Consider the following 26,589-nt stretch of genomic DNA (forward strand, 5'->3'; position numbering starts at 1 on the left):
ACTGTGCCGTTCAGACGGCCTGCGCGATCCACTGCGCCTTGCTCTTGAACCGGGCGCCGCTGACCTTCCCGCGGTAGGCCTCGGCCTCCTGGCCGGTGAGCAGTTCCAGCCGCACGGCCTCGCCGTCGAGCACGAGCTGACCGGGGTCGCGCCCCACCCGCACCACGATCCAGAATTGCTTCCCGTCGGCGTCCTGGGCGAGCGAGGCGAGCCAGCCCCCGCCCAGGCGCTTCCCGGCCTCGGCCGCTTCCTGCTTGTTGCGGTAGGTGGTGGCCGGGGTCCACGACAGGTGCACGATGGGGTTGTCGCCCTCGGGGCTGGTGGCCGCCGCCACGGCGCTCAGGTCGCCGCCGCAGGGGGGACCCCACTGCACCACGATCTTGCTGGGCTTCGCGGCCTGGACAGGTGCGGCGGGAGCGGGCTCTGCCTGCGGGGCCTCCACGGTGACCGACTCGGCCTCGGCTTCCTCGACGACCGCTTCTTCCTCGACCGACTGGCCGCGCAGCTCGTCGGCGAGCGCCAGGGCTTCGGCGCGTTCCTCGGCTTCGAGGCGGGCGAGTTCCTCGGCCTGGGCGATGAAGCCCTTGATCTGGCCGGGCGTCACGCGCTGGCGCTCGCCGCTCGTCAGCAGGAAAAAGTCCTTGCTGGTGCGCTCGACCGTGATGCCGTGCTCGGCGGCCTGGGCGATGAGAAGGTCTTTGGCTTGGGCGGTCATGGGGGTCTTCTTCATGGCGGTTCTCCTGGGGGTGAGTGGGATGGTGGGGCCGAAGAAAGGGGCCTTGCGGCCCCCTGCGGTTACTGAAGCTCCATCGTGAGCATCGCTCGCATCAGCGGAAGCACCACCTCCACCACCCGCGCCTCCTCCCCCGACTCGACCTGCACGACCACGTCGGCCGGGTAGCGGCTGTGCCGAAGGGTCACCGGCGTGACGAGGGAGTGTCGGGCGGCGCCCAGGGCCTCGCGCATGGGCACCGTGAAGGTGGCGGTGAGGTCGCGGCCCAGCTCGACGGTGACCAGGTGTGCGGGGACGCCGCCCTCGGCCGTGACTGGGCCGGAGACGGTCTGGACCTGCTGAACGGTGTAGCTGCTGCGGGTGATGGTGGGTTCGGTCATCTGGGTTCTCTCTCTGGAGGGGTCAGGTCGGTGTCTCCGAAGCCTGCTGCGTTCCCCTCTTGAAATAAAGTGTAAGGCATAGAGCCTAACAAGTCAAGCGAGGCGGAATGGAAAAGGCCCCCGAGGTGGGGGCCGGTCTCTTGCCGGATGGCGAACGCGGGGGCATCCCCACCGATGTGGGGAACGGCGCTCAGCTTAACCGCTGGCGGTAACCCGCAGCACCGTGGCCTTCCCGACGCCGACCTCCTGCGCCACCGCCTCCAGGCTGAGCCCCTGTGCCCGCAGCTCGCGGATCCGGGTGACCTGCCCGTCACTCAGCCGGGGCTTGAGGGCCAGCCCGTGCCGCCGTCCCCAGTTGCTCAGCGCCTGGTTGCTGTACCCGTGCTCGCGCTCCATCGCGGCCAGACTCCCCAGCCGCCCGAACTCCCTGGCAAACCACTCCGCCGAGTAATACAGCGGCAGTCCCTCCCGCCGGGCCTCCTCCTCGCTCCAGTTCGTTTTCGCGTCGTCCTGTACCCGCCGCACCGCCTGCCGGTCCACCGCCGGAGACGGCCGCCCGGTGGGCGCTGCCGGGGGCGTGGGGTCCACGGCCTCCTGCTCGGTCCACCCGTAGACCTGCCCCCACAGCCCGGTGTAGGTCACGGCCTCGACGGGGCGGTACTGGCGGTACAGGAAGGGCCGGACCGGCTCATCCCAGCCGGGGTAATCCACCAGGGGGGCGGCGTCGCTGGGGGCGGCCGAGCGCTCGACCGCGTAGCGGGGCTGATCGTCCACCCGCTCGCGCCAGGGGTGCAGGCTCAGCGCGGTCGCCAGAGCGTGCGGCACCGGGGCACCCGGCAGGCACAGCGGCAGGCTGGGGAGGTAAGCGCGGCGCCCCAGCGCGAGCGGCCAGTGCGGGTTGCGCAGGGCACGGAACAGGTCGCGCAGCAGCTCGGGGTCGCCCTCCAGCCCCACCAGGAAGCTGGCGTCCGCGAGCACGGCGCGGGCGTCCACCCGGCGGTCGTAGGCGGGGTTCTCGTGGGGGCGGGTCTGGAACTCGGTCTGGACCACCCCGGCGCGGTCCACCCGCACCCCGTAAGTCAGGCGGCGCAGGTGCTCGACGCTCTCGGCGCGGTCAATGCCAAGGGCCGCCGCCGCGAGGCCCAGGACCCCGCTTTTGGTGGGCACCATCTGGGTGGGGTGCAGGCCCATCGCGGAGGGCAGCGGCTGGGTGTCGCGGGGCTGGGCGCCGCCCAGGCGGTTGCCCCAGGACTGGAGGGGGCCTTCGAGGCGGATCAGCAGGGTGCTAGGCACGGTCCGCCTCCATCGCCTCCTGAATCCGCGCGGCCAGGGCATAGGGGGTGTCGCTCCCCTCACGCCACAGCCAGCCGCTCTCCATGACGGGGGCGAGGTGCTGCGGCAGGAGGTCGGCGTACCAGCCGGATACCCCGGCGTGATGCAGCACCTCCTGGAACTCACCGGACGTGCGCAGGGGAGCGGCACGGCGGCTGCGGGCCAGGCGCTTGAGCAGCCAGGCCCACACGTCCTCGCCGTTGATGAAAAAGCCCATGCTGGCGCCGATGGGTTCGGCACCGAACATGATCTTGAGGTGCAGGGCACCGAACCAGCGGCCCCAGTCCTTGAGGGACAGGCCCTCTTTGCCCTGGAGGACGCCGTTGACGGTGGCGCGGTTGACGCCCACCATGCGGGCGAAATCGGCCTGGGAGAGGCCACGCTCGTCGAGGTGATGTTCCAGCAGTTCAGGCAGGTCACGGTACATTAGGGGTCCTCTCTCTGACTCTCTCGGAGAAGGTGCGGCTCTCGGGTCGTGGAAGGCCCCGCCTCTGCGTTGGCGGGGCCTTTGCCGTGGGGCTTAGAACTTGGCCAGCGCGGCGGCCATGATCGGGGCGAACTCGTCGTCGCTCAGGGTGCTGTCGGCTTCCTCGACCGTGATGCGGGCGTCGGGGTAGCGGGCCTCCAGCTCCTCGATGACCAGCTCGGTCAGGCGCTCGGTGTCGGCTTCGTCGCCCTGAGCGGTGGCTTCGATGATGCTGGCCTGGACGTTAATGTTCTGCATGGTGTTCCTCTCTGGGAGGGGGTCGGTCCGGTGTCTCCGGCTGTCCGCTGCGTTCCCCTCTTGGAAGACATAGTAAGGCATAGAGCCTAACGTATCAAGCGAGGGCATGAGGTACAAAAAAAGCCCCCTCCGCCCCAGCCGAGGCCAGGGGGGAGGGGGCAGGGGTCAGGGGAGCTTACTGGCCGGGGAACAGCCGCTTGAACCCGGCCTGCACGAATGCGGCGAGCATCCCGCTGTCGTTGATGCCGTGCAGCCACATGGTCTGCGGCACGCGGGGCACCAGTTCGCGGATCAGGTAGCTGAGCACCTGCGTCACCAGCAGCCCACGGGCGGTGCCGGTCACGATGGGCTTGAGCGCCATCCCGGCCTGCACCCCGGCCTCGACGAGCGCCCCGACCTCCTGCCAGGTCGCGCCGTCGCGCAGGGCCTCGACGCGGGAACGCAGGGTGGGGACGTGGGTGTCCAGCCAGGGGGTGAGCTGATCGGCGGTGGCGGCCTCGCCGGAGCGGGTGGCAGCGTTGAGGGAGAGCAGAGCGGACAGCAGAGCAGCGTTTTTCATGAGGAACCTCAATGGGCGCGGCCCCCGCGCTGGGCAGGGGCCGGGAGAGGGTGGATTGGGAGCGAATCCTCGCTAGTGAGGATCGGATAGTCACTAGCGAGGATTCGCGGCGGGCCTCACTTCAGGGGCGTGGCGGGGATGTCCTTGGGGTCCGGCGCGGGCGGGGCGACCCGCTCCAGTTGCACCGCCCCGTCCGGGTACCGCTTGAGGGTCACCCCGCCGTACACGGTCGGCTTCCCGTCCCACTCGACGTTCTTGCCGTTGGTGTCCCGAATGAAAACCTTGCTGGGCATCTCTTCTCCTTCCGCGTTGGCCTTCAGCCACTCGCGCTGGGCGTGCACCCGCCGCAGCCAGCCCTTCATAAACACCTGCTGGCTGGGCCGGGCGGCGACGATGCTCCGGTAGAACCGCTCGCGCACGTCGGTCAGCGCCAGCGCCTGCACCAGGGGCGAGGCGTTCGGGCGGGCCTGCTGCGCCTGGGCCAGCATCCGTTTGGCGTTGCCGGGGCCGTGATTGACGTACAGGTCATAGACCGCCGCACTCAGCGGCCAGGGCAGCGTGGCCGCCAGCGGCTGCCAGTACCAGGCCTCGTACAGCGGGAGCACGTCCGCGAGGGTCAGCGAGCGCACCGCCTTGACCTTGTGCCCCTGGCTCTTGCACCAGCGCTCCCACACCCGCCGGGTCACCCCCAGGTTCGTCTCCCCGCCCGGATCGGCCGGGTGGTTCACGTACCCGCCCTCGAACTCGGCCGTGAACCCGTGCGCCCGCTCGAAGGCGGATTGGAAGACCCACGCGTCGGGCAGGCGGCCCACCGTGGTGATGCCCGGCCACTCGTCGAGCGGCACCCAGTTCAGGGCGCCCCGCAGGTGCTGGCCGCGCCGGACCTCGGCGTTCTCCAGCACCCACAGCCGCCCGTCCGGACCGAGGCCGATGGGACCGACGTGGCCCTGATCCTCCGGGACCCGGCTGAACACCAGGTCCCCGGCACGGGCCTGCTCGACCGGCACCGTCCACCCACGCTCGATAAAGGCATGCTCGATGCTGCGTGCCCAGGGGGTGTCGGGGGCCTGCTCGATGTTCTCAGCGGTCCGGTACTTCCCCCAGTCCAGCTCGCGGAAGAAGCGGCGCTCCTCCCAGCCGTTGGCGTGCTCGACCACCTGCCGGGCGGCCCGCAGGCAATACCTGGGGCGGGTCTCGATGGTCAGGGCGCCGCTGACCACCAGCCCGATGGTGTGCTGAATGCGGTTCATGCGTCTCCTTCGCCGAGCCGCTCGCGCAACTGGCGGATGAGTTCGGCGTCGTTGGGGCGGGTGATCACCCGCACCGGCAGGGTGACCAGGGCCAGCAGCAGCAGGGCGTACCCCACCGTCAGCGGCTCCTCGGTGATCTGCCCCAGGCCGATGCGCAGCAGCAACCCGAACACGGTGGCGGCCATGCCCAGCCCCACGACCGGGTGGTAGGCCCGCACGAACACCAGGGCGTAGGTCGCCAGGATGATCACCGCCCAGCGCACCCGCCCGAACCACTGCCAGTCCGCGAGCGGGTAGGCCGCCACGTCGGCCAGCAGGCCCGGTGCCCGGATCGCCAGCCAGCCGAGGGCCAGCGTCACCAGGAACAGCACGATGTGCCAGGGCCGCAGCGGCGCGTGGGTGGGGGCGGCCTGTGCGGCCACGGCCCGGCGGATGCGCTCACCCTGCGGGCGGCGCTTGGTCTCCACTTCCATCATCTCCCCCTCCCTTCCGCCGCTTCGAGACGGCCTTGCTGAGTCGGTCGGCCCCGCTCGCCACGTAATCGAGCGCGGTGTCCAGCCCGTTGCTGCCGATCCAGTCGGTGAGTTTCGGCCCCAGGGTCCCGCCCACCCCCGCGCAGAGGGTCATGCCCCCGAACGTTTTCAGGGGTGCCCACAGCTCGGGGACGAAGGCGGCGGCCATCGCGCCCACCAGGCCGCCGATCAGGGTGTCGGGAATCAGGTCGGCCCAGCCGGGGAGCGGTTGGCCGAGTGCCCGCTGCTGGTTGCGGGCTCGCAGAATGGTGAGGACGGACATCAGGGTGGCCATCCCCAGCGCGTAGAGCACGGTCGGCCAGTCCACGCCATGCAGCAGGCTGGTGGGCGCAGGCGCGGGCGGTGTGGGCATCGGGCCTCCTGTTCATGGGGACTCCCAGGGGGAGAGCATTCCGGGGACGTTCAGCGGGTAGGTCGCTTTGCCGCTCTGCGAGCGCCATCGCGACTTCCAGTACCAGGGCACCGGCCTGGAGAGCGTGGGCACCCCCTTGACGACCTCGCGCCAGGGGTAGACGCGCCCGGACTCCAGCCGCACGTAGGCGTGGCCGCCCTCGGGGCAGTCAGGGCGGGTCTCCCAACGCACCCGGTACTGGCCGGGGGTCGTGGTGGGGAGGGCGATGGCGGTGACGCGGCAATAGGGGCGGGGGGCCTCGCGGGCCTGCACGATGAGTGCGACCCCGCCGGTCAGCGAGAGGGCCGCCCCGATCAGCAAGGCGGCCCGGACGTGGGTACGCAGAGGCATCACCATCTCTCTCCCGGCGGCGGAGACCTGCACTCGGGCCGGGACCGGGTGCAGGCAGGAGAGGGCTACTGGCAGGCGGTGAACCCGGAGGGGCCGTACTCCTCGATCACCGCATCCGGGTCCCCGTGGTTGTAGCCCTGGGCGGGGATAGCGACACCGCGCTCGCCACCCATCCCGGACGCGTAGCCGTTGCCGTAGCGGGCGCGGATGGTGGGCCGGGTGCTCTCGACCACGGGGACGATCAGCACGCTGGTGGGGAGGCGCTGGAGGCGCACGAGCTGACAGGCGGGGAGGGTGGGCGTGACGGCGGGCGACTGGGGCGTGTGCGTGGAGCAGGCGGCGAGGGCGAGGGTGAGGGCGGACAGGGTGAGCAACTTACGCATGGCGTACCTCCGGGTACTCCGGCAGGCAAAAGCGACGCCCCGCCTCAGGGCCGGGGCCTGGGCGGGGCGGAGGTGGAATCACTCAGGTGTGTCGCAGGGGAGTGGTCAGCGGGGCCACTGTTTGCCGGACTCGCGCAGGGGGGCGGGAGGGGGTGCAGCCTGCCCATTGGTCGCGGCCTGGAAGGGATTGACCTTCACCTTCTGTCGCACGTCCGTTCCTCCGGCCAGTTCCGACGCCACGTTCGTCAGGTAGTGCTGTGTGGGCGCAGGCATGGCTCACTCCTTGGCGTAGGCCACGCGGCCCATCGCGCTCGACGAGGCGTGCAGCACCGAGGTACTGACCGCCACGTGGTAGGCCCGGTTCGCGCCGTCCGCATACAGCGTGCTGTCCACACCCGCCGTACAGTCGTTCGGCGGTAGGAACACGAACAGGCGTGGCAGGCCCGCCGTCCCCCCACTCACGTTGAATGGCCCCTGCGGGATGCCGGTCGCGCCGTCCATGCGGTTGAGCGTGAACACTGCGCTGCCGCCCCCCGTGGCGAACACGGCCCACGACTGCGCGTTGTATTCCCCAGCGCTCACGCTGCGCGTCTGCGCCACGCCCTGCTGCACGGCGGACTGCGTGCCGACCGCGCCAATGTTGCCGCCACCGACGACGCACCCATAGGCGGTCGCGTCGTCGATCACGGTCCCGTCCAGGCGGCGTCGGCGCTCCAGGGCCAGCAGGAAACCGCCGTTGATAATGTGCAGCGCGAGGAGCAGGCCGTGCTCATAGGCGTTGACATACCACTCGGTTGAGGTCGCGTTGCCCGCTGCGTTGTTGACGTTCGCCCGGTGCGTCGTGCCCGCCCCGGTCAGGGTGCCGTCGCCTCCGGCCTCCGTCCCCAGCCGCATGGCCACGTTCTGCATGGTGGTGTTGCTCGATCCCCAGGACACCGCCAACTCCACGCACCAGCGGGTCGGGAACCCCGCCACGGCGGGCATCTGATAGATGACCCGGCCCGCGTTGGTGTTGACCGCCGGGGCTTTGTTCCACGCCGGATTCTCCGCGGTGCCTGCCCCAATCGCGTCCGCGTCTGCAAACACCAGGGTCCACCCGGCGGCCAGTAGGGTGGCGTGGAGCTGCGTGAACATGTTCTGGATGGTGCTGGTCCGGCCATTGGCGGGGGAAAACGCAACAGGCATTCAAGCCTCCTCGATGACGAGTGAGAGGTCGGTGGCCGCGCTGACCCTCAGGTACAGGGTGGCCGCGTTGAGGGCCTCGCCCACCGCGACCGTAAGTTGGCCGGGAACGGTGGTGAGCTGCACGAGCGGCTGACTGTTGGTGGGGGCGGCGGTGGGGGTGGTGTCCAGCCGGGTGGCATCCGCCGTGCGGTCAGCGGCCGTGGCATAGATCGCCAGCGTGCAGGGGGCGGTGGTGCTCACCCGGCGTAACAGCCCGGCGGGGTGAGGATTGGCGAGGTCGAGGTTGCCCGGGGCGGGGGCCGAGGCGGTGACCGTAGTAGGAGCCGCTCCCTCTCCGGCCGGACCGGGGGGGCCAGCCGGACCGACCTCACCCTGGGGACCAGGGATGCCCTGCGGGCCAGGGGGACCGGGTTCCCCCGGCAGCCCCCGCTCCCCCTGTGGGCCGGGAGGTCCAGCGGCTCCAGCAGGGCCGGGGTCGCCTCGCTCACCCTGCGGGCCTGCTGCTCCTGGCGGCCCCGGCTCCCCGTGTTCACCCTGTGGTCCCGCCGGACCTGCGGGGCCAGGGGCACCGTCTGCACCGGGAGGGCCAACCGGACCAGCGGGTCCAGGCTCACCCTGCGGCCCGGCGGGACCGGCCTCGCCTCGCTCCCCTTGGGGTCCGACCGGGCCAGCAGGCCCCGCCGCACCGGGGGCGCCATCTGCCCCCTTCGGCCCCACGGGACCCGGCTCGCCCGGAAGCCCCTGCGGTCCGGGAGAACCGACTGGCCCCGGCTCTCCCGGCTCCCCTTGCGGTCCTTGCGGCCCTGGCAGCGGCAGCGACACGGGACCTGCCTCCACCCCGCCGATGATTTCCTGCACGGCCTCGGCCACGCCCCCGCCCCGTGCATCCCCACCCGTGATGCGCGTCAGGTCAATCACGGCTCACGTCCTTCCGCAGCTTGATCTTGCCCGCCGCGAACGTCCAGACCAGCGGACCCAGTGGGTTGCCGGGCCGGGGGTCGGTGAGTTCGAGGTCCCAGACGCCGGACTCCACGTCCTGCATGTCGGCGGCGGCCACCTCGAAGGCGATGCCCACGACCGGGGCCGTCTCGACCCGCACGGCGCCGTTGGTGTGGTCCGCCTGGGCCAGCGGCACCGCGTCGTCGGCACGGGAGCGAATCTGCACCCGACGCTCGGTGAACTGAGCAGCGAACGCCTGAGCGTCCTCGGCCGTCATGGGCTGGCCGTCCACCAGCAGGGGAATGAACCGGGCGAGCGTGTCGCCACGCACCCCGGTCAGGTCGATGATGGTCGTTCGCATGGCACCTCCAAAGGACGCGCCCCAGCCGGTGCGGGCTGGGGCGGGGAAAAGGGCGGGGGCTCAGGACCGGGGTAAGAAGCGGGCGAATCGTTTGTGGTAGTCCTCCATCAACCGTTGCAGCGCGGCAGCGACCTCGCCCTCGCCCGTTTCCTCGGCGCGACGCGCCTCCTTCTGGAGAACCTTCCAGAACTCCTCCAGGTGCCGCTCCTGCTCCGCGCTGCGATGGTCAAACCTTTTCCAGTCATGCATGTGGTCATTCTGGAGGACAAGCCCGGTTAGCTGCCCGCGACGAGGTTGACCTTGTAGGACGTGCCGTCCGCCCGGATGTAGCGCAGATACGGTGCGCCGCTGCCGGAGTCCACGATCTCGAACCCCCCCGGCCCCAGGTCATCGGAGCGTGCCCGCACCACCCGCATCGCGTAGGGGTCCAGTGGCCCGGCGGCGTTCGCGGGCGTGAACAGGGCCTCGACCTCCGGCACCCCCGCGATCAGGGCCTCGTTCGCGCCATAGAGCTGCGCGGTCCACTGCTCCGCGAACGACTGGGGACCGACCGGCAGGCTCGCGGTGGGGCCGAACGCCACCTGCAGGACCCCCCGCGCCCGCAGCGAGAAGGGCCGGTCGAAGTACAGATTGATGTACCCGTCCGCCTGCTCAGCGCGGGCCACGGTGGGGGCCGGGTCCAGGGCCGCGAAGTTGTTCTCGACGCTCATCCCGAACTGCCCTCCCGCAACGAGAGTGCCGCGTATCCGCAGCCCGGCCAGGGCGATGTGGGTCGCGGTCTGCCCCATCGTGAGCCGCAGGAGGTAGACCGAGGCCACCTGCCCGGCGTCGTCGAACGCCACATAGGGCGTGTGCATGGGGCGACCGCTCAGGACGGCGGTGACCGGGCCGTCCCCGCTGCTGGGTTCCTGCTCCAGCGCCGCGACCCGCCCCTCCAGCGCGGCGAGGTTGGGCTTGCCCCCCAGGTCCCCGTAATCGCCGGAGAACTCCTGATCGGGCTGCTCGCCGTTGAGGGTGGTCGTGCCGCCCTCGACTGCTGGCGTGAAGGTCAGCACGTCGCCCCCGTACAGGGTGCTGCCGGTCGCCAGCGCCGCGCCCTCGCGGGTCACGGTGCCGCCCTCGATGGAGGTGACGGTCAGGCCGTCGAGGCTGCCCGGCAGGGTGTAGGTCAGTGGCCCCACCACGCTGAGCGGGATGGGGCGGGGGTCCGTTTTCATGGAGACTCCTGTTCGGTGGTCAGCAGCGAGAGCTGCGCGAGGTACAGCACGGTGGGGCGCGTGGTCGTCAGCGTGATGGCGACGCCAGTGGCATCCCCAAGAACCGCGTGGGCGTCCTGCCACCAGCCGCGTTCACGGTGGGGGCCGAACACGCTGCGACCTGCGACCCGCAGCACCATGTCGCCCCGGTTGATCGCCTTCCAGTCCGCCCGAACCGCAAAGCTGAGGGCATAGGCACGGGCCTCGGCGGGCGGGAAGGTCACGTTCAGCGCGTGCTCCCCCTCCGGCACGCGCCAGGTCACTCGGGTGGCGAGTTGGGGAGCGAGGGCAGGCACGACCAGCCGGGCGGCGGTCCCGGTGAGACTGCCAGAGTCGGCGCTGAGCGTGACGGGGAACAGCTCGCGCCCGGTGAGGGGCGGTGGGGCATAGACCGTGTCCGGTCTGCTGAGCACGTCCGGGTAGCCGGTGGTATCGGCGGGATCGGAGCCTGCCGGTCGGTGGATGGTGGCGAGGCCGCCCACCATGCCCCCCTGCGCCTCCCAGGTGACCACGCGGTCAGAGGTGGCCGCCTCATAGACCAGTCTGTCGGGGTCACGGAATAGCAGGCCCGGCACATGGGGGAGCACCGCACCACCCCCCAGGTCGTTGCCCATCCCGCTCAGGAGGCCAGGAGGCAGGCCGCTCAGCCGCACGAGGGTGAGCCCCCCGGAGAGCCGCTCGCGTGCCACCACCGTCGCCTGAAGGTCCGGCCGATCCACCCAGCTCACGCCCCGGTAAAGCGCGGCCGGGTAGCGATGCCAGGAGTCGGGCTGACCCGGTGGGGAGGTGAGCTGCTGCGCGAGCACGACAGCCTCAGACTTCCCCGCGTCCGGGTTGTACTCCACGGGCTGCAGGGTGTCCTGGGGAGCGGCGGGAACCTCGATGATGCCCGCGCCATCGGCCCGCCACCACCGCCCGGCCGCGTGGATATAGACCACGCCGTCTGGGGTAGAGGCACTGCGGAGGTTGACCTCGGCGCGGCGGAAGCGGGCGAAGTCCCCGAGCGGCTGCCACGGCGTCACCTGCACCGTGTAGTTGCCGTCGTGGAGGATGTTGACCAGCACGAAAAAGATGTCAGATTGGGCAGCCACGTCCTCGCCCTCGTGGCTGACGGTGGCATACACGACGCGCAGGGCACCGGCTCCAGACGCACCTGCCACGAGATACAAAAACGCGCTGCCGTTGCGGGGCGTCCCTGGGGGGTCGCTGCCCTCCTGCACGGGAGGCGGCAGGGTCGTGATCGTCGGCTCCGGCGGATCGCCGTCCTCCGTGGGGGGCGGGACCCGGAAGAGGGTCAGACCGTCCCGCACCGCACTACCGCGCACGATGCGTCCCCCGGTGCTGGGATACGGCGCGGCAACCACCAGGGCGCCGCCGCTCGGGGTTCGCATGACGGCCAGCGGGTGCAGGTCGCCCAGGAGCTGCGTGGGGAGGGCCGCGAGGGTGACGCGGGTGGAGTGGGTGTGCCACCCGTCCGTCCACTCCAAGGTTTCAGGTGAATCAAACCGCGTCGAGAGACCCGCTGAGGGCAGGTACTGCGGGAGGGCCACCGAGAGGGATCGGGTAACCGGCTGAGGGATGAAGGGCGGGTCCTCAGCCGGTCGCTGCGCCTTTGGCACATGCGCCTGCCCGTGCCACACGATCCCCGGCCGGGGGTCGATCACCACCGCCTGCCCTGGCCGGGGAGCCCCGCCCGGAGGCCTGCGGAACACCCTCCCGTCGGTCAGCACCACCCGCTCGGGCGTCACGCGCAGCACCGTCCCCTCGCTGTACCCGCTGTCCCCCGCGTCCCGGCAGGGCTCGCACAGCCGCCCACATAGGCAGCCGTCGCAGCCGCCGCGCAGGAAGCGCAGCACGGTCGAGGCGGGGCCGGGGCTCAGCCCCACGACACCACCCACCAGCCCTGCCCAGGGTTGACGACGAGGGCCTCAGCGCGGGGACGCGGCGTGATGCCGGGGCACCGCGCCGTCACGTCCTGGCCACCCACGCGCACGACGACCCGCTGGCCGGGCAGCACGCGCAGCACCCGGCCCACTTGCTCATTTGCCATCTGCTACCTCGTTTCGGTGACCACCGTCATGGAGAACTGCCCGTTGCTGCCGCTCGCGCTGATGCTCTGCACGGCGTCCAGGGAGGGCGGCGTGGTCGGGAGGATGTAGGTCCGGGTGATGCGCAGGCGCGGCCCGCCCTGCTGGGCCATGTAGGCGGCGTAGCGGGCCAGGCCCTCCGCCGTGCGGACCCAGGGCAGGGTCGCGGAGAGGACGGCCCCGTTGCCCCCTGCCCCCGGCGCAGGTGCCCGGTAGCGGATCGGCTCGGTCTCCGTCCAGCTCCGGGGTTTCTCCGGCTCCGGCTGGCCACTGGGGTCGCCGCTGCCGCCGGGCGTGGAGATGGGGTCCTCCGGTCCGCCCGGTGCCCGCCTCGGGGGGGGTGGGCCGTCGTCCCGGTCGTCGCCCTCGCCGTCCTCGTCCCCCTCGCCGCCTCCTCCGGGGCCGGAACTGGGGGGCGTCTCGAACCAGGGCTTGTCGAGCGGGTAGCTCTCCAGGCCAGGGCTGGAGGTGTTGCGGGGCAGAGGCGGCGGGGCCGTCTTCTGGTCGCGTTCGGAGGGCATGGTCGCCTGGGGCGGGGCCTGCTCGCTGACGCTGGTCTCGGAGGGGGTCGCTTTGAATCCTGCCTCCACGTCTTCCCACTCGTCGTCCACCAGGGTGGGCAGCAGGGTCGTCATCACGCCGCTGCGGTTGTAGTACCAGAGACCGTCCCCGATCGGCTGCCACTGCTCGCGCACGGTTTCGTGCATGTTGCCGTATTTGCGCTCCGCGACCTCCCCGTCATCGTCCTTCTTCACCTTCACGACCGAGGCCTTGCTGCGCCAGGTCGTGCGGCGATTGAGCCAGCCCTGGGGGGACCACTCCTGATGGACCTGCTCCTGCTCGCGCCCGATCTCGATGTCGCTCCGCCCCTTGATCGCCTCGGTGTTGTAGAGCACCGTTTCCTCCACGGAGGCCGTGAGGGTCCGCGGCCAGCCGGGGATCTCGTACAGGTAGCGGGCTGTGGTCGTTTTCAGCCGTCCCCAGAGGTTGCGCTCGACGACGCGCTCGCCCTTTTCGTCCTTCTCCCGGCGGTAGATCGGCACATCCCCCCACAAATCGACCTGCGTGGCGTCCACCCGGCTCCCGGTTTTCCAGATGGTGGTGTACTCGGTCTGAGTTTTTGTGCTGCGGTAGAGGCGCAGCACGCGCTTTCTCCCGGACTCGAAATCGTCCGCCTCGGGGTCCGGCTCCGGCTGCGGCGGCTCGGAGTCGGTGAGTTCGTAGGCGGCGTCCGACCACACGCCCGCCCCCACGTCGTTCGTGCCGCGCACCTGCACGGCGTATCGGGTGGCCCAGTCCAGCCCCGTCAGGGCCACACTGGGGCGCACACGCTCGCCGTCCTGGGGCACGGTGGCGGCAGGCACAGGCGGGAGGAGTTTCCAGTCCAGCCCCGCCTCGGCCGCCCCCACCGGGGCCAGCGCCCAGCGCACCTCGAACCCGGTCGCGCCGCTCGCCCGCTCCCACTCGGCGGTGAGGGTCTGATCCTTCGCTTTCAGGCTCAGCCCCTCCACCGGCCCCGGCGGCAGGTTGACGAGCTGCACGTCCAGCAGCGCGGGCTCGCTGTCCCCCTGCTCGTTGATCGCGTAGACCTGTACCCGCACCTGCCCGCCCACCGGGAGGCCGTCCGGCACCGCCCAGGTCTGCGCGGTCTCCACCCGCCGCAGCAGCGTGGCGTCCGGGGTCAGGGTCCGCACGTCCACCCGGTAGCGGTCGGCGGGGCCGCGCCGGGGGGACTCGGCCTCCTCGGGGTCCGCCTTCGGCGCTTCCCACTTCACACCCACGGCCGTGCTGCTGCGGGCGTAGGCGGTGAGGTTCTCGGGCGGGTGAGGCGGGGCGTCCACGTCCACGGGCGGCGTGACCACCAGCGCCCACTCCGAGGGCTCCCAGATCACGTTGCGCGTCTCGTCGCCCGCAATCGCCGTCGCGTTGACCCGCAGCCGGTAGGTGTAGGTCGTCAGGGGCCGCACCGTGTCGTCGGTGTGCCGCGTCGCCGTGGTGATCGTGACGCGGCTCCAGAGGCTGTACGGCGTGGCCTGCCCCTCCACCCGCTCCAGCACGTACTGGCTGGCGCCGGGCACGGCATCCCAGGAGAGGGGCACGGCGGTGGCCGCCACCTCGCCCGGCTGGGGCGTCGGGCTGATGCCCTCCTCGAAGCCGCTGCTGCCGTTCCCGTCGCGCTCGTCAGGGTCCGGGGAGTTCTCCAGGCGGTCGGGGTCCTCGGGGTCGGTGGGGTCCCGATCCCAGTCGGGGTCCTCGCCGTTGGGAATGCCGTCGCCGTCGTCGTCTCCGTTCGGGTCGGTGCTCGCGGGCTCGCCCCCCTCCAGCTCGATCACGGGCGCGTCCAGGGTGATGCGCTCGATGCGCTCGGATTCAACCGGCGCGGGCAGCAGCACATCCCCGGTGGGGCCGGGGGCGCGGATGGTCAGCAGGCCACCCTCCCAGCCTGCCGTGATGCCGAGGCGGCCCCAGATATCGGCCACGACCTCCTGAGCCGTTTTGCCCGCCGTGGAGTACGTCGGCCCCCCGTCGGCGCGGAAGTCGTAGCCCGGGAAGGGGGCCAGGATCAGCAGGCGGTGGGGCACCGTGGCGAGGGCGGCCTGCACCACCGCGTCCACCGCCATGCGCCGCCCGTCGCGCAGCGCGGCTGCCCGCTGGGCTTCCGGCACCTTCGCCACCCGCAGCGCCCGTTCCTGCTCGGCCCGCGCGTCCTTGTCCGCCTGGGTCTCCCAGGGCACCAGCTCGGGCAGGGTAGCCTGCGGCACCAGGGCGCGGTCGGTCGCGTGCAGGGTCGTGGTCCACCCGGCGGCGCTCCGCTCGGCCTCCCACTCGGGGAGGGTGCCGGCGACCGCGAAGGCGGCCCCCTGCCCCCCGGCCCGCGCGGTGACGGTCGGCACCGTCTGGCCGCGCACGTCGCCGATCACGGTCACGTCCAGGCGGGCGCCCTGGCCGCGCTCGGCCGAGTAGCTGAACGATTCCACGTCCATCTCGCCCGCCGTCAGCTCCAGCGGCAGGACGCGCCCGAAGGCGGAGGCGTCGGCCCAGGCCACGCCCGGCACCTGCCCGGTGAGGTAGGTGTCCAGCACCAGCCCGCGCTCGGGCACGCGGCCGGTCAGCATCTGGGAGAGTTCGAGGGAGCCCCCGACCCGGCCGGTCAGGGCCTCGTTCATTTCCAGCGCGACGGGGCGCTCAGCATCGGGCTGGGACGCCATCAGGATGATCGGCAAGGTCTCACCTCCTCAGGTCAGGGCGCGAATGCGTAGGAAGGCCCGGAACACGCCCGGCTCGGCGTCCGGCGGCACGGTCCGGGAGTAGGTCACGTCCAGGCTCTCGCCGGGCGCGAGGCCAGGGGCGGCGTGCATCTGGCCGGGGGTCAGGGTCGTCTGGCCCACCGTGACCGTCACGCCGGGGAGGTCGTCCACCAGCGTGATCTGCACGGCGCTGAGGGGCTGGTCCCCGATGTTCTTGAGGCGGCGGCTGACAGTCTTCGTCTCGCCGGGCTTCACCTCGCCCAGGTCGGGGCCGGGGGCAGGGGTGCCGTCGGGGAGGGTCCAGGCGGCGCGGTAGGTCATGCGCCGCCCTGCTGAGGGATGTAGATGGTCATGGCGTAGCTCCGGTATCTCGGATCAGAGGTGGGCGGGAAGCGGGGCGGCTCCTCGAAGGTGCAGCCGGTGAAAGTGCCGCTGGGTTCGTACCCGGCCAGGGTCACGTCGAACGGGCCGTCCCCCAGGGCACGGATGGCCTCGGCGTCCTGGGCGCTGATGACGAACCCCTCGGGAGCGGTGATGGTGAGGCGGCGTGAGGTGGGGAGTGGGGGTCGGGTGGCGATGATGCGCCCGTCGAGGGCGACCCGCTCGGCCACCGGGCGACCACCCCCCTCCAGGCTCACGCCGTCCACGGCGGGGAGGTAGCGCAGGTCTACCCCACCGATTTTCATGCGGTACATCAGCTATTTCGCCTCCTGCATTCCCGGTCCGCTTCGTTGGCGAGGGCCAGCAGCAACTGCCGCATGGTCGGGTTGTTGGTCCCGGTGACGTTCTGGCCGTTCACGGTGATGGTGATGTTGTTGTTGGTGACGGCCGGACGAGTGGCGGGCAGGGTGGGAGCTCCGGGGGTGGTGATGCCCGGCAGCCTCACCGCCTTCAGTTGCCGCTGGAGCTGCGCCATGAACTGCCGCCCCGCGTCAGCACCTGCCTTCCCGGCCTGAGCGGGCACGCCCTTGAACGCCCCCTCCAGACTCTTCTTCATCTGCTCGGCGCTGCTCTGCACGTCCCGCTCGCTCTGCTGGACCTGACGGCCCAAGGCGTCCACCTGGCTACCTGCGGCGGCCGCTCCTCCCGACACCCCCCGGAGGAGTTCCTGCAAGCCCTTCGTGCGGTCGCTGAGGGCATCCTGCGCCGCCTTGCGGGCGGCCTCAGCGCGGCCTTCCAACTGGGTCACCCGCAGTTCGGTCTCGCGGACGATGGTGTCGCGCTCGCGTTCCAGCGCGGTGGTGTCCAGGCCCGCCTTCTTGGCCGCTTCGATCTGGGCGTCCAGGGTCCGCAACCGGGCGTCCGACTCGCGCTTGATCCGGTCGCGCTCGCGTTCGTGCTCGCGGGCGCGGGCCTCGCCCAGGGCGACCACGGAGTCCTTGAGCCCCCCGTAGCTCTGCTGGAGGTTGCGGGTGGCCTCGGCGAGTTGCGCCGCGTCGTACTGCCCCCCCAGCAGCAGGGTGCGCAGCGCGTCCCTGGCCTGGTCGTAGGTCGTCTGGTTGAACGAGATCGCGTTGTTCAGCAGGTTCTCGTCGCCGAATTCCTGCCCGAAGCTCTTGAGCACGTCCTGCACGGATTGCAGGGCATCGCGCTGACGGGTGTATTCGCCCCGGAGTTGCTCCAGCTTCTGCCGCTGCGCTTCCAGCGCGGTGATCAATCCGCCCAGGGCGTCCTTCGCCTCGGTGAAGTCCTCGGGCTTCAAGGACCCCTCGCGGAACTGCTGGAGGAACGGCACGGCCCGCTGATAGGCGTCTCCCAGGTCCTCGGTTGCTCCGGCCAACTCGCGCTGCGCCGCCGCAACTCCGGTCTCCGATCCGGTGAGCCGCACGATCTGCCCGTAGAGGTTGACGAGTTCCTCCGCCTCGCCGGTGATCTGGTCCTGGAGCTTGACCTGCTCGCGCTGGCTCAGGGTCACCTCGTGCTGGGACTGGGCCAGCCGGTCGGCGAGGTCCCGGCGTTCGGCCTCGGTCAGCCCCAGTTGATCGGCCTGGGCCAGCACGGACGCGACGGCCGCCGCCTCCCGCTCACGGGCTGCGGTGACCTTTACCTGAAGAGCCAGACGCTCGGCGGCGCTCTCCGCAAGTTGCTGGGAGCGCCCCAGGGCCGCCACGTCGCGCCCCGCCTCCTCAGCGGGGTCGAGGGCGGCTTGCAGGCGGGCCTGCCGGATACGCTCGGCCGCCTGCCGCTCGGCCTCCTCCTGGGCCGCGAGACGCCCCAGCGCGGCGGACTGCTCGCGCCCCCCCAGCGCGTCGAGGTCGGCGTAGTACTGCGCCCAGACTGCCCGGCGCTCCCCGGCGGAGAGGTCGTCGGCAGAGAGGCGCTGGTCCCGCTCACGGGCGAGGCGCTCGCGGTCCAGCCGTCCCTGCTCCTGGGCCGCTTCCTCCGCGAGTCGGGCGCGGTCCCGCACCGCCTGGGCCTCCAGTTCGGCAGACGCCACCACGTTGCCCCGGAGGGCGGCGAGGCGGCGGGAGAGGTCGAGTTCGAACTGCGCGGCCTCCACCCCCCGCGCGGCGGCCAGGGCCTGTGCCTCGGCGTCCGCGACCGCCTCCCACGCCTGGGCGAGACGGCGGGCCGCTTCGCGTGCCAGGCGCTCGTCCTCCTGACGCCAGCCCTCGCGCATCGCGGCGATCTCGCGGTGGCCATCCTCCTCGATCTGGCGCTGGGCCTCGGGGTAGCCCTCCAGCTCGTCGACGCGGTCCTGAATGCTCTGGCGCAGGTCGTCGAGGTCGAGTCGCCGCTGAGCAGCGCGGCGCTGGCCCGCGTCCTGAATGTTGGCGACCTCGGCGTCCCGGGCCGCGCGGGCGGCGTCCTGCAGCGTGCGGGAGACCTCCTCCGCGCGGCGCTGGTCCTCCTGCGCCCACTGGTCGTAGAGGGCCGCGATCTGGACGCGCCCGGCTTCCTGCACGCGCTGCTGCTCGGCAGGGAACCCCTCCAGTTCGGCAATCTGCTCGCCCAGGTTCTCGCGCAGGTCGGCCAGGGCGACGGCCCGCAGCAGGGCCTCCTTCTCCACCCCGTCGCGCATCGCGGCGAGGCTGGCGTCCCGGGCCGAGCGCTCGATGCCCTCCACAGTGCGGGCCGCCTCCTCGGCCCGGCGTTGATCCTCCCGGTGCCAGGAATCGCGCAGCGCCTCGACTTCCTGACGCCCGGCCGCCTCGACGCGGATCTGTGCCTCGGGGTAGCCCTCCAGCGCGGCCACACGCTGGGCGATGTCGGCTTCAAGGTCTATGAGGGCGACGGCGCGGAGGGCCGCCTCCTTCTGGAGCCCGTCCTCCATCGCCGAAACGACGGCGTCCCTCGCGGACCGTTCGGCGTCCAGCACACGCTGGGCGTTCTCCTCGGCGAGGCGGAGGTCCTCCTCCGCCCAGCCCCGGCGCATGGCCGCGACCTGCTGGCGACCTGCCTCCTCGACCTCGCGCTGCTGCTTCGGGAAATCGGCGAGAGCGACGGCCTTTTCGGAAACCTCGCGCTGCACGTCCTGAATCTCGCGCTCGCGCAGGGCCGCGCGTTTCTCGGCACCTTCGCGCATGGCGTCCAGCTCGGCACGCTGCGCCCCCAGCGCGAAGGTGCGGGCATCCTCCACCGCCTGGAGTGCGAACTGCTTACGGATAGCCGCCGCCTCGGCCTGCTGCTGGCGCTGGAGGTCTGCCAGTTCCTCCAGCAGAACGCTGTTGTTGAGGTTGCCCGCAAAGGGCTTCTGGACCTCCTCGCGGAGCTTCTTGAACTCGCGGTCGAGCTGGGCCAGGGCCGCGTCGAGATCGGACATGCCCTCCACCCGGAGCGTGAAGGCCCGGTCCTCGATGGAGGCGCGGAGCTTCTCGATCGCCTCCTGGCGCTTCTTGGCCTGCTCGGGCGAGAGGCCAGGGCCGCCCAGCTCGGTCTTGATTCCAGAGTGGCGCTGCGCTTCGGTCCGGACGGCGATGAGGTTGGCACGGAGACGGTCGAGGTTGTCCTGCGCGGCTTTCACCTTCGCGGGGTCCACCTCGTAGATGCGCTCGCCCCAGAAGTTGGTCCCCTTCAGCTCCCCCATCTGCGCCTTTTGCAGATCGTCCAGGGCCAGCAGCACCTGCGCCTGCACCCGCGCCACCTCGGTGCCCTCCTGCCGCAGTTCGCGGACCCGCTTGATCAAGGCCTCCGAACTGGCCTGCTGATCCGCGTCGATCTGATCGTAGGTCGAGGCTGTGTCCTGCATGATCTTGTTGACCGCTGCCGCCAGGGCGGAGACCCCCAGCGCGATGGCCCCCAGCGGGTTGCTGGCGATCCAGACGTTCACCGTGGTGAAGAACCCGCCGATGGCGGTCAGCAGGGCTGCCCAGATAGCTGGTGCCGCCGCCGCGATAGCCGCCCCCCGCAGCGCCACGAAGGCACCCACGAGAGGAGCGATGTAGGGCAGCAGGTTCTCGGACCCGTTTGCGAACCGCTGGAGGGTGTCGACCCCAGCGGTCAGGCCCCGGACGAGGCCGGTCATGACCGGCAGGAGCTTGTCACCCACCGTGATCTGGAACCTCTCCCAGGAGGCCCCGAGCTGCTGCACGGCCCCGTTGTAGGTGTCCATGCGCTCGCGGGCGACGCGGGCCGCCTCCCCCTGGAGGCCCATCGCGTCAATGTTTTTCTGAATCGCGTCCGCACTCTCGTCGAGCAGGATGGTCGCGGCTCGGATGGCGTCCTGGCCGAAGATGTCTTTGAGGGCCGCGTTCCGCTGCTGTTCGGTCAGCCCCTTGAGCTTGCCGCGCAGGTCTTCGAGCACGTCGGCCAGGGGGCGCATGTTCCCGGCCGCGTCGTAGACGTTGAGGCCGATCTCTTCCATGGCCGACGCCGCTGTGCTGCTGGGCGACTGGAGAGACAGCAGCATGGTTTTCAGCGACGTGCCCGCGTCGGACATCTGTTTGAACCCGCCCTGGGCCAGGGTCGCCATGTACCCCGAGAACTGGTTCAGGTCGAGCCCGGCGCTGCGTGCCACGGGGCCCACCGAGGCAATAGCCTGGCTCAGATCTTCAGCCCCGAGGAAGGTCTTGTTGCTGAAGTTGGCGAAGGTATCCGCGATGGCGGGCATGTCCTGGGCGCTCAGCTTGAACGCAGTCATCGCAGCCACGGCGAGCTTCCCGCCCTCGGCCGCGCTGATGCCCGCGGCCCCTGCGAGGTTCAGGGCACCGACCAGCCCACCCCCGACCACGTCCGCCGCACTCAGGCCCGCGCGGTTCAGCTCCAGCATGGCGGCGGCGGCCTTGCGAGCCCCCACCCCCAGGGGTTGCCCGAGGTTCATCCCCGCCTCGCGCAGGTCGTTGAGCCCTTGGGCGGTCGGCTGGGTCAGGGCCCTGATATCGGCCATCCCCTGCTGGAACTCGGCGGCAGTGCGGAAGGAAGTGGCGAGCCCGGCGGCGAACGCCCCCAGGGCGACGGTGGTCCCCATGATGGCGGGCGACATGTCCCCGAACAGGCCGGTCACCTGGGCCAGGCCAGGCACGAACCCGGTGAGCTGCTGGAGGGCGTTGCTGATGTTCCCCGACAGCCCGGCGACGTTGATACGCCCGTTAATGGTGTTCGCCTCGCGGGCCGTCTGAGCGAGCAGGCGGTTCACGTTGCCGAGCTGATCGGCGGTGAGGCGGCCGCTCGCCGCCATGCCCTGGAGGGCCACCCGGACTCGGTTCAATTCGCCCGTGTACGCGGCGGTGGCGGCCTGCCGCTGGGCGAGGGTGGTCGCGGAGGCCGCAGCCGCGTCGAAAGCCGCGCGAGCTCCGGACAGCTCGGTCCGGAGCTGCACGATCTTCGCGGTCTCGACGTTGCGGAGCCCCTGCACCGTGCGGGTGACGGCCTGATCGAGCTGCCGGAACTCGGCGCTGCCCGCCTGTGCTCCAGCAGCAGCCACGCGCAAGGCGGATTGCAGGCCTGCGAGTCGGGTCGCGTACTGGTTGGCACTCACGTTGCCGCGCTTGTACTCGTTGTTGAGTTTTTCCAGGTCCGCCAGGAGGGTCCGGGCGTTCGCGCTGAGCCCGGCGCCCGGCCCCGCCGCGCCGCTGCCGCCGCCTCCCCCCAGACTCCGGAGCTGCGCGATCAGGGCCGTGAGTTGGCTGATCTGCGTGTTGATCTGCGCCTGCACGGCGGTCAGGGAGGAGAGGTTCAACCCGACAACCGCGTTGAGCTGGGAGTGCAGGCTTGCGAGCGCGGCGGAGATGCTGCCGGGGTTGAACGAGATGCTGACGGGCAGCACCTGACCGCCCAGGGCCGCCGTGAGCTGCGCCCGCATCGCGCTGGCCGAGGTCCCCGCCAGCTTCGTGGTGAGAGTCATCGTGCCGTGCTTCTTGGCGAAGTCGGTGACCTCGCGCACGGCGTTTAGCGCGTCGCGGGCGCCTTTGCGGAAGGGGGCTACGTCGAGGGTCGCCTGCCCTGTCAGGGCCGGGAGGCTGGGGTTCGTCATTTGCAAGGCTCCTGAGAGGGTGGAGGGGCTACGGTGGGGACATGACCCGGATTGGCATGGTGGTCCTGCTGCTGGCAGGCGTGGCAACGGCCCAGAGCTTCCGCATCACCCCCGCTCGAATTGGGGCGGACGAGGTGCGGAAGGACACAAGCAAGGAGTTCGCCGAGGGTTTCCACTACGGCGAGATCGAGAAGGCCTACCCCTACGTCTCGATCAAGGGGCTCCGACAGCCGCCCGGCAACAACGACCTGATCAGCAACTGCAAAGTGGTTGTGCGCAACGGCCTAAAAACCCCCAGCGTGGCGAAGTTCGCGAAGGTGAACAAGCCGGTCTACAGCACGGTCGGCGGCGTCTACGTCGTGAGTGGTGAGGTGGATTCCCAGAACAGCTACGGGGCGATGATCCGCTCCAAGTTCTGGTGCTCCAGCGCCTTCCAGGGCACAGCCAAGGGGGGCACGCTGTACACGATCTTCGACGTGTACTCCCGCTAGCGCCTCACCGCCGCCCGCACCTTCTCCCCGAACAGTTCGCGCATGCGGTGCGCGGCGTAGGCCTGCGCACCGGTCAGCACCGGCCCTGGCAGCACCCACCGCTGCCCGCTGCGGCCCAGCGTGAGCGGGTCACTGGGGTCCCCCTGCATCAGCGCAAGTTGCTGGAGCATCGCGTAGCTCATGCCGCCCCGCCCGGCCTCGACGTAGGCAGCGTACTCGGTGTCGTTGCTGACCGTGACCGTCACCGTGGTGCGGGTGGCCCGCGCCGTGGCGTCCAGCCCCCGGAGATAGGTCTGGGTGCGCTCGTAGGCTCCGGCCTCCGTGTTGTAGATGTTCGCCTGAGCGCCCAGGATGGCGTGCCCGAGGGCCTCGTCTCGCACCTTCCCGGCGATCTGGGGGAGGTCGTCGCAGGCCTCCTGCAGGCCCAGCAGCGCCGTTTCCAGGGCGCGGGGGTCGAGCTTGATGCCCATGCTGGCCTCCTCAGTTCTTCAGGCCCATCGCCTCGCGCAGCGCCTGCCACTTCGCTTCCTGTTCGGCGACCCGGCGCTGGCGCTGGACGGCCTCGGCTGCCCAGGGGTAGGCCTGGCGCTCCAGCCGCTCCAGGGTCTGGTTGTACGGCTGGAGGTTGTAGTGGGCGCGGCTCTTGCTGGGCGGGTCGTTGGGGTCGGGGACGTAGACCTTGCCCTGCTCCATCCCGTCGGCCACGGCCATCAGCCGCAGCCGGTGGAGCTGCTGCTCGGCGTCCCGCTCGCCCTCGATCTCGGCCGCACGGCTGATCAGGCGGAACGGCTGGGTGATCATGTTGGGGTAGGCCGCTGCGCCGAACACCCGAATCACGAACTCGTCGAGGGTGAGGTCGGGAGGCCCTGACGGTTCAGCCGCGTCATCTGCGCCGCCGTCTGTTCCGCCAGGGCCAGCAGTTTTCCCAGGTTCTCGTCGGCCTCCTCCAGCGGGTTGAGGTCGTAGAGCGCCTGGAGGACGAGCAGGCGGTCCCCCCAGGTGAGGCGGGGCATCCGGCTGCCCGGCTCGACGGCGGCGTCCACGAGCCGCCAGAACGCGGCCCAGATGTCTTGCTGGATATCGGCGGCCCGGAACTCCTCCCACTCGGCCCGCAGGGTGCCCAGGGTGGCCGTCAGGGTCATCAGGTCGATCAGGTGCGCGTCGGCCACGTCGGCACCCCAGGCCCGCAGGGTCACGCTGCCTCGGGAAAGCTGCAGGGTCGTTCGAATGGGGAGCATGCCGCCTCCAGATCAAAAAGGAAGTCTCGTGTTGTGGGGAAAAAGCCCGCCCCCAAACGGGAGCGGGCCAGGTCACGGGAGGGCTCAGGCCGCAGCGGCGACAGCCTCGCCCTTGAGGGCGGCGACCAGCGCGGCGAGTTCGTCGATCGGCCCCTGGAAGACGGCACCCATGTCGCCCTTCGCGTTGTCGAAGGCGGCGAGCACGCCCGCCTCGGTGAACCGCCCGCCCCACTGCCGGACGGGCACGCGGAAGATCCGGGTGGCGCGGCCCTCGTAGTCGCCCAGGCCGTTGCTCTGGAGGGCGACGCGGGGGTGCCAGAACAGCTCGTAGCGCTTGCTGTCGCCGTTGCCCTCGGTGATGCGGATGACCATCATCCGGGCCTCGATGCTGGCGCCGGGCTCGAAGGGGCTGATGGTGCTGCCGTTCAGGGTGGCGTCGGTCAGTGCGATAGGCACGCTGCCCTGGTGCAGCGCCTGGATGTACTCGTCGGCGGTGATGGGTTCGATGGTCTCGTAGATCGCGCTGACGTCGGTGGTGTCCTCCAGCAGCGTGATGGGCTGGCCGCCCTGGGGGTTCTGCACCAGGATGGGACTGCGCTGCACGTCGGTGGTGGGGGCGAGCTGCGCGTCGGGGCGGAAGTACCCCAGCCCGACCCAGTCGGCAGGAAGGATCAGGGCGCCCACGGCGGCCAGCGGCGAGACAAGCACGAAGTTACCCACGCGCCGGAAGTTGTCGGCGTTGAACTGGGAATCCTTGTTCTTGACGTTCAGGGCGTCGATATAGGAGTAATCGGACACGGTTAACCTCCGGCCAGCAGGCCGTCGAGCGTGACGCGCTCGTAGGTGGGGCGGTAGAGCCACGCGCCCGGCTGGAGTGGCTGGGCCACCGCCGGGCGAGACTCTCGGTAGGCTTCGGGGGCGTAGGAGTGGCCACAGAGGATGCGGCGCACCCGGAGGCCCAGGTCCTGGGCGAGGGCGGCGTCTGGGGCGATGGTGGCCACGGCGACGGCGTAGGAGGCGACGAGCCCGTCGGTGCGGATAGGGACCGGGGTTTCCACCTGCACGTAGCCCTGGGGAGCTTGCTGCTGGAGGTAGGCAAGCTGGCCCCGTGCGCCGCCTTCCACCAACTCACCCTGGGCGTCCTCCTCCTGCCACTCGGCGGGCACTTGCACCTGCTCGGGCCGGAGCACGGGCACGGTCTCGGGCAGCGCGGCCCTCAGGCGGGCGTAGAGATCGGCGACGATCACGGGGGGTTCACCTCCTCAGGACGCAGGTGCCGACGGCCTGGCCGGTGAAGTCGCTGGGCTGGCTCCACTCCATGACCTCCAGCCGCCCGCCGTCCCAGGGCTCGACGAGGACGGCGCCCTTGGGCGGGCGCTTGTGGTCGGGGTGGACAGTCAGCAAACGCACGTCGGTGTAGCTGGCGCCCTCCAGGGTGCGGGCGAAGGCTTCGGCGGCGGCGATGGCCGTGCGGCCTACCCTCTGCGGGTCCTTCACGCTGAACTCGCAGGGGTAGAGGCGCTCCCTACCGTTCTGGACATAGCGGAAGGTGCCGGAGTGGCGGAATACGAGGGGAGCGTTGGCTCGCAGCTCCTGCTGGGCGAGGGCGCGGTACTCGTCGAGTTCGCTCATCCCACGCCCCAGGGTTCAAGGATGGGTGCCGGGTTGGCCTCCCCCTGGTTCGCGGTCGTGGGCGGGGCGAGCCCGGCCTGAACCTGCGCGACATCCTGTTGATCACGCAACAGCACCACGCGCCCCAGAATGTCCCGCTCCACCGTGACCTCCCCCTCTGCCCGGAACTTATCCGCCTGACCCAGCAGGTAGGTAATCCACGCCCCCAGCGCGAGATAGGCCACGTGGGCCTGACGCTGCGCGTTCGTGGCCGTCTCACGCTCCCCGGCCAGCGCCTCCCACAGTTCGAGGCGGCGGTCAAAAACCCTTTCGCTCATGCCCAAGGCCTCGGCGGTCAGGGACAGCTCCCCCTCCAGGCGCTCGGCGACCGTGAGCGTCATGCCCCTACTCCGTCAGCGCCTTGAGCGCGGCGTCGGCCAGCGTGTCGCTGATGCCCTTGACCGCGATCAGCCGCTCGCGGGCGTTGGCCGGAATCAGCTTGCCGTCCGCCAGCGCCTTCTGAGCGGCGTCCCGCTCCGCCTGGGCGGCTTGCACCTGGACCTGGGCCTGGGCGGTCTGAGCCTGAGCCTCGGCGAGCTGCCCGCTGGTCTGCTCCAGGCTCTGCTGCAGGCTGTCGCGCTCGCTGGTCAGGATGGTGACCTGGGGCTGCAGCTCCTGCACCCGAGCCTGAGCCTGCTGCGCTTCCCGGGCCTGCTCGCCCACCTGGGTGGTGAGTGTGCCGACCTGCTGACTCAGCGACTCTACCCTGCGCTGCGCGTCGTCGCGTTCGCCCGTCAGGGTCCGCAGCTGGGCCTCCAGCTCGTCCACGCGGCCTGCATGTTCCGAGCCGCCCGCCTCCGCGAGTTGGGCTTCGAGCTGCTGAATCCGGGCATTGGCCGCTGCGAGTTGCTGCACGGCGTCATCCGCATCCGCCTGCGCCTGCGCCGCTTCCGGGTTGGTCTGTGCCTTGTACGCTGCCGCCGACATCAGGAACTGCTTGGCCTTCAATTTGTCCACCACGGCGTCGTCGAGCGTGCTGGTGTCAAAGGGCTCGCCGAGGGCGCGGTGCCACACCAAGCCGTCAAAGTACGGCTTGGCCAGCACCAAATTCTGTGTTTTGGTCAT

The 26,589-nt window shown here is 70.9% G+C and carries 32 protein-coding genes; 1 reads left to right on the forward strand and 31 read right to left on the reverse strand.

Features of this window, described 5'->3' with window-relative positions; genetic code table 11:
* Nucleotides 1-10: 10 nt before the first annotated feature.
* The 23 genes from C3K08_RS08115 to C3K08_RS08215 form a co-directional block, all read right to left on the reverse strand.
* A complete protein-coding gene (locus C3K08_RS08115; protein ID WP_104990840.1) occupies nucleotides 11-730 on the reverse strand; it encodes a hypothetical protein in 720 nt (239 codons plus the stop codon).
* 65 nt (nucleotides 731-795) lie between these two features.
* Nucleotides 796-1,113, reverse strand: coding sequence for a hypothetical protein (locus tag C3K08_RS08120; protein ID WP_104990841.1), 318 nt, complete (start codon nucleotides 1,111-1,113; stop codon nucleotides 796-798).
* A gap of 195 nt (nucleotides 1,114-1,308) precedes the next feature.
* On the reverse strand, nucleotides 1,309-2,406 hold the full coding sequence (gene cas5e / locus C3K08_RS08125) for a type I-E CRISPR-associated protein Cas5/CasD (protein WP_158679882.1): 1,098 nt from the start codon (nucleotides 2,404-2,406) through the stop codon (nucleotides 1,309-1,311).
* Nucleotides 2,399-2,872 carry a helix-turn-helix transcriptional regulator gene (locus tag C3K08_RS08130; protein ID WP_104990843.1) on the reverse strand — a complete coding sequence of 158 codons (474 nt, stop codon included), beginning with the start codon at nucleotides 2,870-2,872 and terminating at the stop codon, nucleotides 2,399-2,401. Before C3K08_RS08130 ends, cas5e begins: the two co-directional genes overlap by 8 nt.
* A gap of 93 nt (nucleotides 2,873-2,965) precedes the next feature.
* Nucleotides 2,966-3,169, reverse strand: coding sequence for a hypothetical protein (locus C3K08_RS08135; RefSeq protein ID WP_104990844.1), 204 nt, complete (start codon nucleotides 3,167-3,169; stop codon nucleotides 2,966-2,968).
* A gap of 175 nt (nucleotides 3,170-3,344) precedes the next feature.
* Nucleotides 3,345-3,728 carry a hypothetical protein gene (locus C3K08_RS08140; RefSeq protein ID WP_104990845.1) on the reverse strand — a complete coding sequence of 128 codons (384 nt, stop codon included), beginning with the start codon at nucleotides 3,726-3,728 and terminating at the stop codon, nucleotides 3,345-3,347.
* Nucleotides 3,729-3,844: 116 nt separating this feature from the next.
* Nucleotides 3,845-4,978, reverse strand: a complete 1,134-nt coding sequence (locus tag C3K08_RS08145) for a glycoside hydrolase family 108 protein (protein WP_104990846.1) — start codon at nucleotides 4,976-4,978, stop codon at nucleotides 3,845-3,847.
* The gene (locus C3K08_RS08150; protein ID WP_158679883.1) at nucleotides 4,975-5,454 is read right to left on the reverse strand and encodes a hypothetical protein; all 480 of its coding nucleotides are present in this window, start codon (nucleotides 5,452-5,454) and stop codon (nucleotides 4,975-4,977) included. The genes C3K08_RS08145 and C3K08_RS08150 overlap by 4 nt, the downstream gene beginning before the upstream one ends.
* Nucleotides 5,417-5,863, reverse strand: coding sequence for a hypothetical protein (locus C3K08_RS08155; RefSeq protein WP_104990848.1), 447 nt, complete (start codon nucleotides 5,861-5,863; stop codon nucleotides 5,417-5,419). The genes C3K08_RS08150 and C3K08_RS08155 overlap by 38 nt, the downstream gene beginning before the upstream one ends.
* Nucleotides 5,864-5,875: 12 nt before the next feature.
* Nucleotides 5,876-6,253, reverse strand: a complete 378-nt coding sequence (locus C3K08_RS08160; RefSeq protein ID WP_104990849.1) for a hypothetical protein — start codon at nucleotides 6,251-6,253, stop codon at nucleotides 5,876-5,878.
* 65 nt (nucleotides 6,254-6,318) lie between these two features.
* Nucleotides 6,319-6,636 carry a hypothetical protein gene (locus C3K08_RS08165; protein ID WP_104990850.1) on the reverse strand — a complete coding sequence of 106 codons (318 nt, stop codon included), beginning with the start codon at nucleotides 6,634-6,636 and terminating at the stop codon, nucleotides 6,319-6,321.
* Between the two features lie 105 nt (nucleotides 6,637-6,741).
* Nucleotides 6,742-6,909 (reverse strand): hypothetical protein, encoded by a 168-nt coding sequence (locus C3K08_RS17905; protein ID WP_158679884.1) that lies wholly within the window; start codon nucleotides 6,907-6,909, stop codon nucleotides 6,742-6,744.
* Between the two features lie 3 nt (nucleotides 6,910-6,912).
* Complete coding sequence (locus C3K08_RS08170) at nucleotides 6,913-7,821, reverse strand: hypothetical protein (protein WP_104990851.1); 909 nt, start codon at nucleotides 7,819-7,821, stop codon at nucleotides 6,913-6,915.
* A complete protein-coding gene (locus C3K08_RS18455) occupies nucleotides 7,822-8,061 on the reverse strand; it encodes a hypothetical protein (protein ID WP_234009016.1) in 240 nt (79 codons plus the stop codon).
* A 670-nt stretch (nucleotides 8,062-8,731) separates the two neighbouring features.
* Complete coding sequence (locus tag C3K08_RS08180) at nucleotides 8,732-9,121, reverse strand: hypothetical protein (RefSeq protein WP_104990852.1); 390 nt, start codon at nucleotides 9,119-9,121, stop codon at nucleotides 8,732-8,734.
* A gap of 60 nt (nucleotides 9,122-9,181) precedes the next feature.
* Nucleotides 9,182-9,370: a hypothetical protein gene (locus tag C3K08_RS08185; protein WP_104990853.1), complete on the reverse strand. Its 189-nt coding sequence runs from the start codon at nucleotides 9,368-9,370 to the stop codon at nucleotides 9,182-9,184.
* 26 nt (nucleotides 9,371-9,396) lie between these two features.
* Nucleotides 9,397-10,338 carry a hypothetical protein gene (locus C3K08_RS08190; RefSeq protein ID WP_104990854.1) on the reverse strand — a complete coding sequence of 314 codons (942 nt, stop codon included), beginning with the start codon at nucleotides 10,336-10,338 and terminating at the stop codon, nucleotides 9,397-9,399.
* Nucleotides 10,335-12,263 carry a hypothetical protein gene (locus tag C3K08_RS08195; protein WP_104990855.1) on the reverse strand — a complete coding sequence of 643 codons (1,929 nt, stop codon included), beginning with the start codon at nucleotides 12,261-12,263 and terminating at the stop codon, nucleotides 10,335-10,337. Before C3K08_RS08195 ends, C3K08_RS08190 begins: the two co-directional genes overlap by 4 nt.
* On the reverse strand, nucleotides 12,254-12,427 hold the full coding sequence (locus tag C3K08_RS18275) for a hypothetical protein (protein ID WP_199776899.1): 174 nt from the start codon (nucleotides 12,425-12,427) through the stop codon (nucleotides 12,254-12,256). The genes C3K08_RS08195 and C3K08_RS18275 overlap by 10 nt, the downstream gene beginning before the upstream one ends.
* 3 nt (nucleotides 12,428-12,430) lie before the next feature.
* Nucleotides 12,431-15,688, reverse strand: coding sequence for a fibronectin type III domain-containing protein (locus C3K08_RS08200; protein WP_104990856.1), 3,258 nt, complete (start codon nucleotides 15,686-15,688; stop codon nucleotides 12,431-12,433).
* A gap of 12 nt (nucleotides 15,689-15,700) precedes the next feature.
* Nucleotides 15,701-16,033, reverse strand: coding sequence for a hypothetical protein (locus C3K08_RS08205; protein ID WP_104990857.1), 333 nt, complete (start codon nucleotides 16,031-16,033; stop codon nucleotides 15,701-15,703).
* Nucleotides 16,030-16,407 carry a hypothetical protein gene (locus tag C3K08_RS08210; RefSeq protein ID WP_104990858.1) on the reverse strand — a complete coding sequence of 126 codons (378 nt, stop codon included), beginning with the start codon at nucleotides 16,405-16,407 and terminating at the stop codon, nucleotides 16,030-16,032. The genes C3K08_RS08205 and C3K08_RS08210 overlap by 4 nt, the downstream gene beginning before the upstream one ends.
* Nucleotides 16,407-22,124, reverse strand: coding sequence for a phage tail tape measure protein (locus tag C3K08_RS08215; RefSeq protein WP_104990859.1), 5,718 nt, complete (start codon nucleotides 22,122-22,124; stop codon nucleotides 16,407-16,409). The genes C3K08_RS08210 and C3K08_RS08215 overlap by 1 nt, the downstream gene beginning before the upstream one ends.
* A 41-nt stretch (nucleotides 22,125-22,165) precedes the next feature.
* Here C3K08_RS08215 and C3K08_RS08220 point away from each other — a divergent pair, with 41 nt between their 5' ends.
* Entirely contained in the window at nucleotides 22,166-22,615 is a 450-nt protein-coding gene (locus tag C3K08_RS08220; RefSeq protein WP_104990860.1) for a hypothetical protein, read from the forward strand.
* Here the strand turns inward: C3K08_RS08220 and C3K08_RS08225 are convergent.
* The 8 genes from C3K08_RS08225 to C3K08_RS08260 all read right to left on the reverse strand — a co-directional run bounded on the left by C3K08_RS08225 (nucleotide 22,612) and on the right by C3K08_RS08260 (nucleotide 26,589).
* Complete coding sequence (locus C3K08_RS08225; RefSeq protein ID WP_104990861.1) at nucleotides 22,612-23,085, reverse strand: hypothetical protein; 474 nt, start codon at nucleotides 23,083-23,085, stop codon at nucleotides 22,612-22,614. The two genes, C3K08_RS08220 and C3K08_RS08225, sit on opposite strands and share 4 nt — an antisense overlap.
* A gap of 10 nt (nucleotides 23,086-23,095) precedes the next feature.
* Nucleotides 23,096-23,452 (reverse strand): hypothetical protein, encoded by a 357-nt coding sequence (locus tag C3K08_RS08230; protein ID WP_104990862.1) that lies wholly within the window; start codon nucleotides 23,450-23,452, stop codon nucleotides 23,096-23,098.
* Entirely contained in the window at nucleotides 23,449-23,853 is a 405-nt protein-coding gene (locus C3K08_RS08235) for a hypothetical protein (RefSeq protein ID WP_104990863.1), read from the reverse strand. Before C3K08_RS08235 ends, C3K08_RS08230 begins: the two co-directional genes overlap by 4 nt.
* An 84-nt stretch (nucleotides 23,854-23,937) precedes the next feature.
* A complete protein-coding gene (locus C3K08_RS08240; RefSeq protein WP_104990864.1) occupies nucleotides 23,938-24,651 on the reverse strand; it encodes a hypothetical protein in 714 nt (237 codons plus the stop codon).
* A gap of 2 nt (nucleotides 24,652-24,653) precedes the next feature.
* On the reverse strand, nucleotides 24,654-25,100 hold the full coding sequence (locus C3K08_RS08245) for a hypothetical protein (RefSeq protein WP_104990865.1): 447 nt from the start codon (nucleotides 25,098-25,100) through the stop codon (nucleotides 24,654-24,656).
* A 7-nt stretch (nucleotides 25,101-25,107) separates the two neighbouring features.
* The gene (locus tag C3K08_RS08250; RefSeq protein ID WP_104990866.1) at nucleotides 25,108-25,485 is read right to left on the reverse strand and encodes a hypothetical protein; all 378 of its coding nucleotides are present in this window, start codon (nucleotides 25,483-25,485) and stop codon (nucleotides 25,108-25,110) included.
* A complete protein-coding gene (locus tag C3K08_RS08255; RefSeq protein ID WP_104990867.1) occupies nucleotides 25,482-25,865 on the reverse strand; it encodes a hypothetical protein in 384 nt (127 codons plus the stop codon). The genes C3K08_RS08250 and C3K08_RS08255 overlap by 4 nt, the downstream gene beginning before the upstream one ends.
* A gap of 4 nt (nucleotides 25,866-25,869) precedes the next feature.
* Entirely contained in the window at nucleotides 25,870-26,589 is a 720-nt protein-coding gene (locus tag C3K08_RS08260) for a hypothetical protein (protein WP_158679885.1), read from the reverse strand.

Origin of the sequence: Deinococcus sp. NW-56, from assembly GCF_002953415.1 — a bacterium.
GTDB lineage: Bacteria > Deinococcota > Deinococci > Deinococcales > Deinococcaceae > Deinococcus.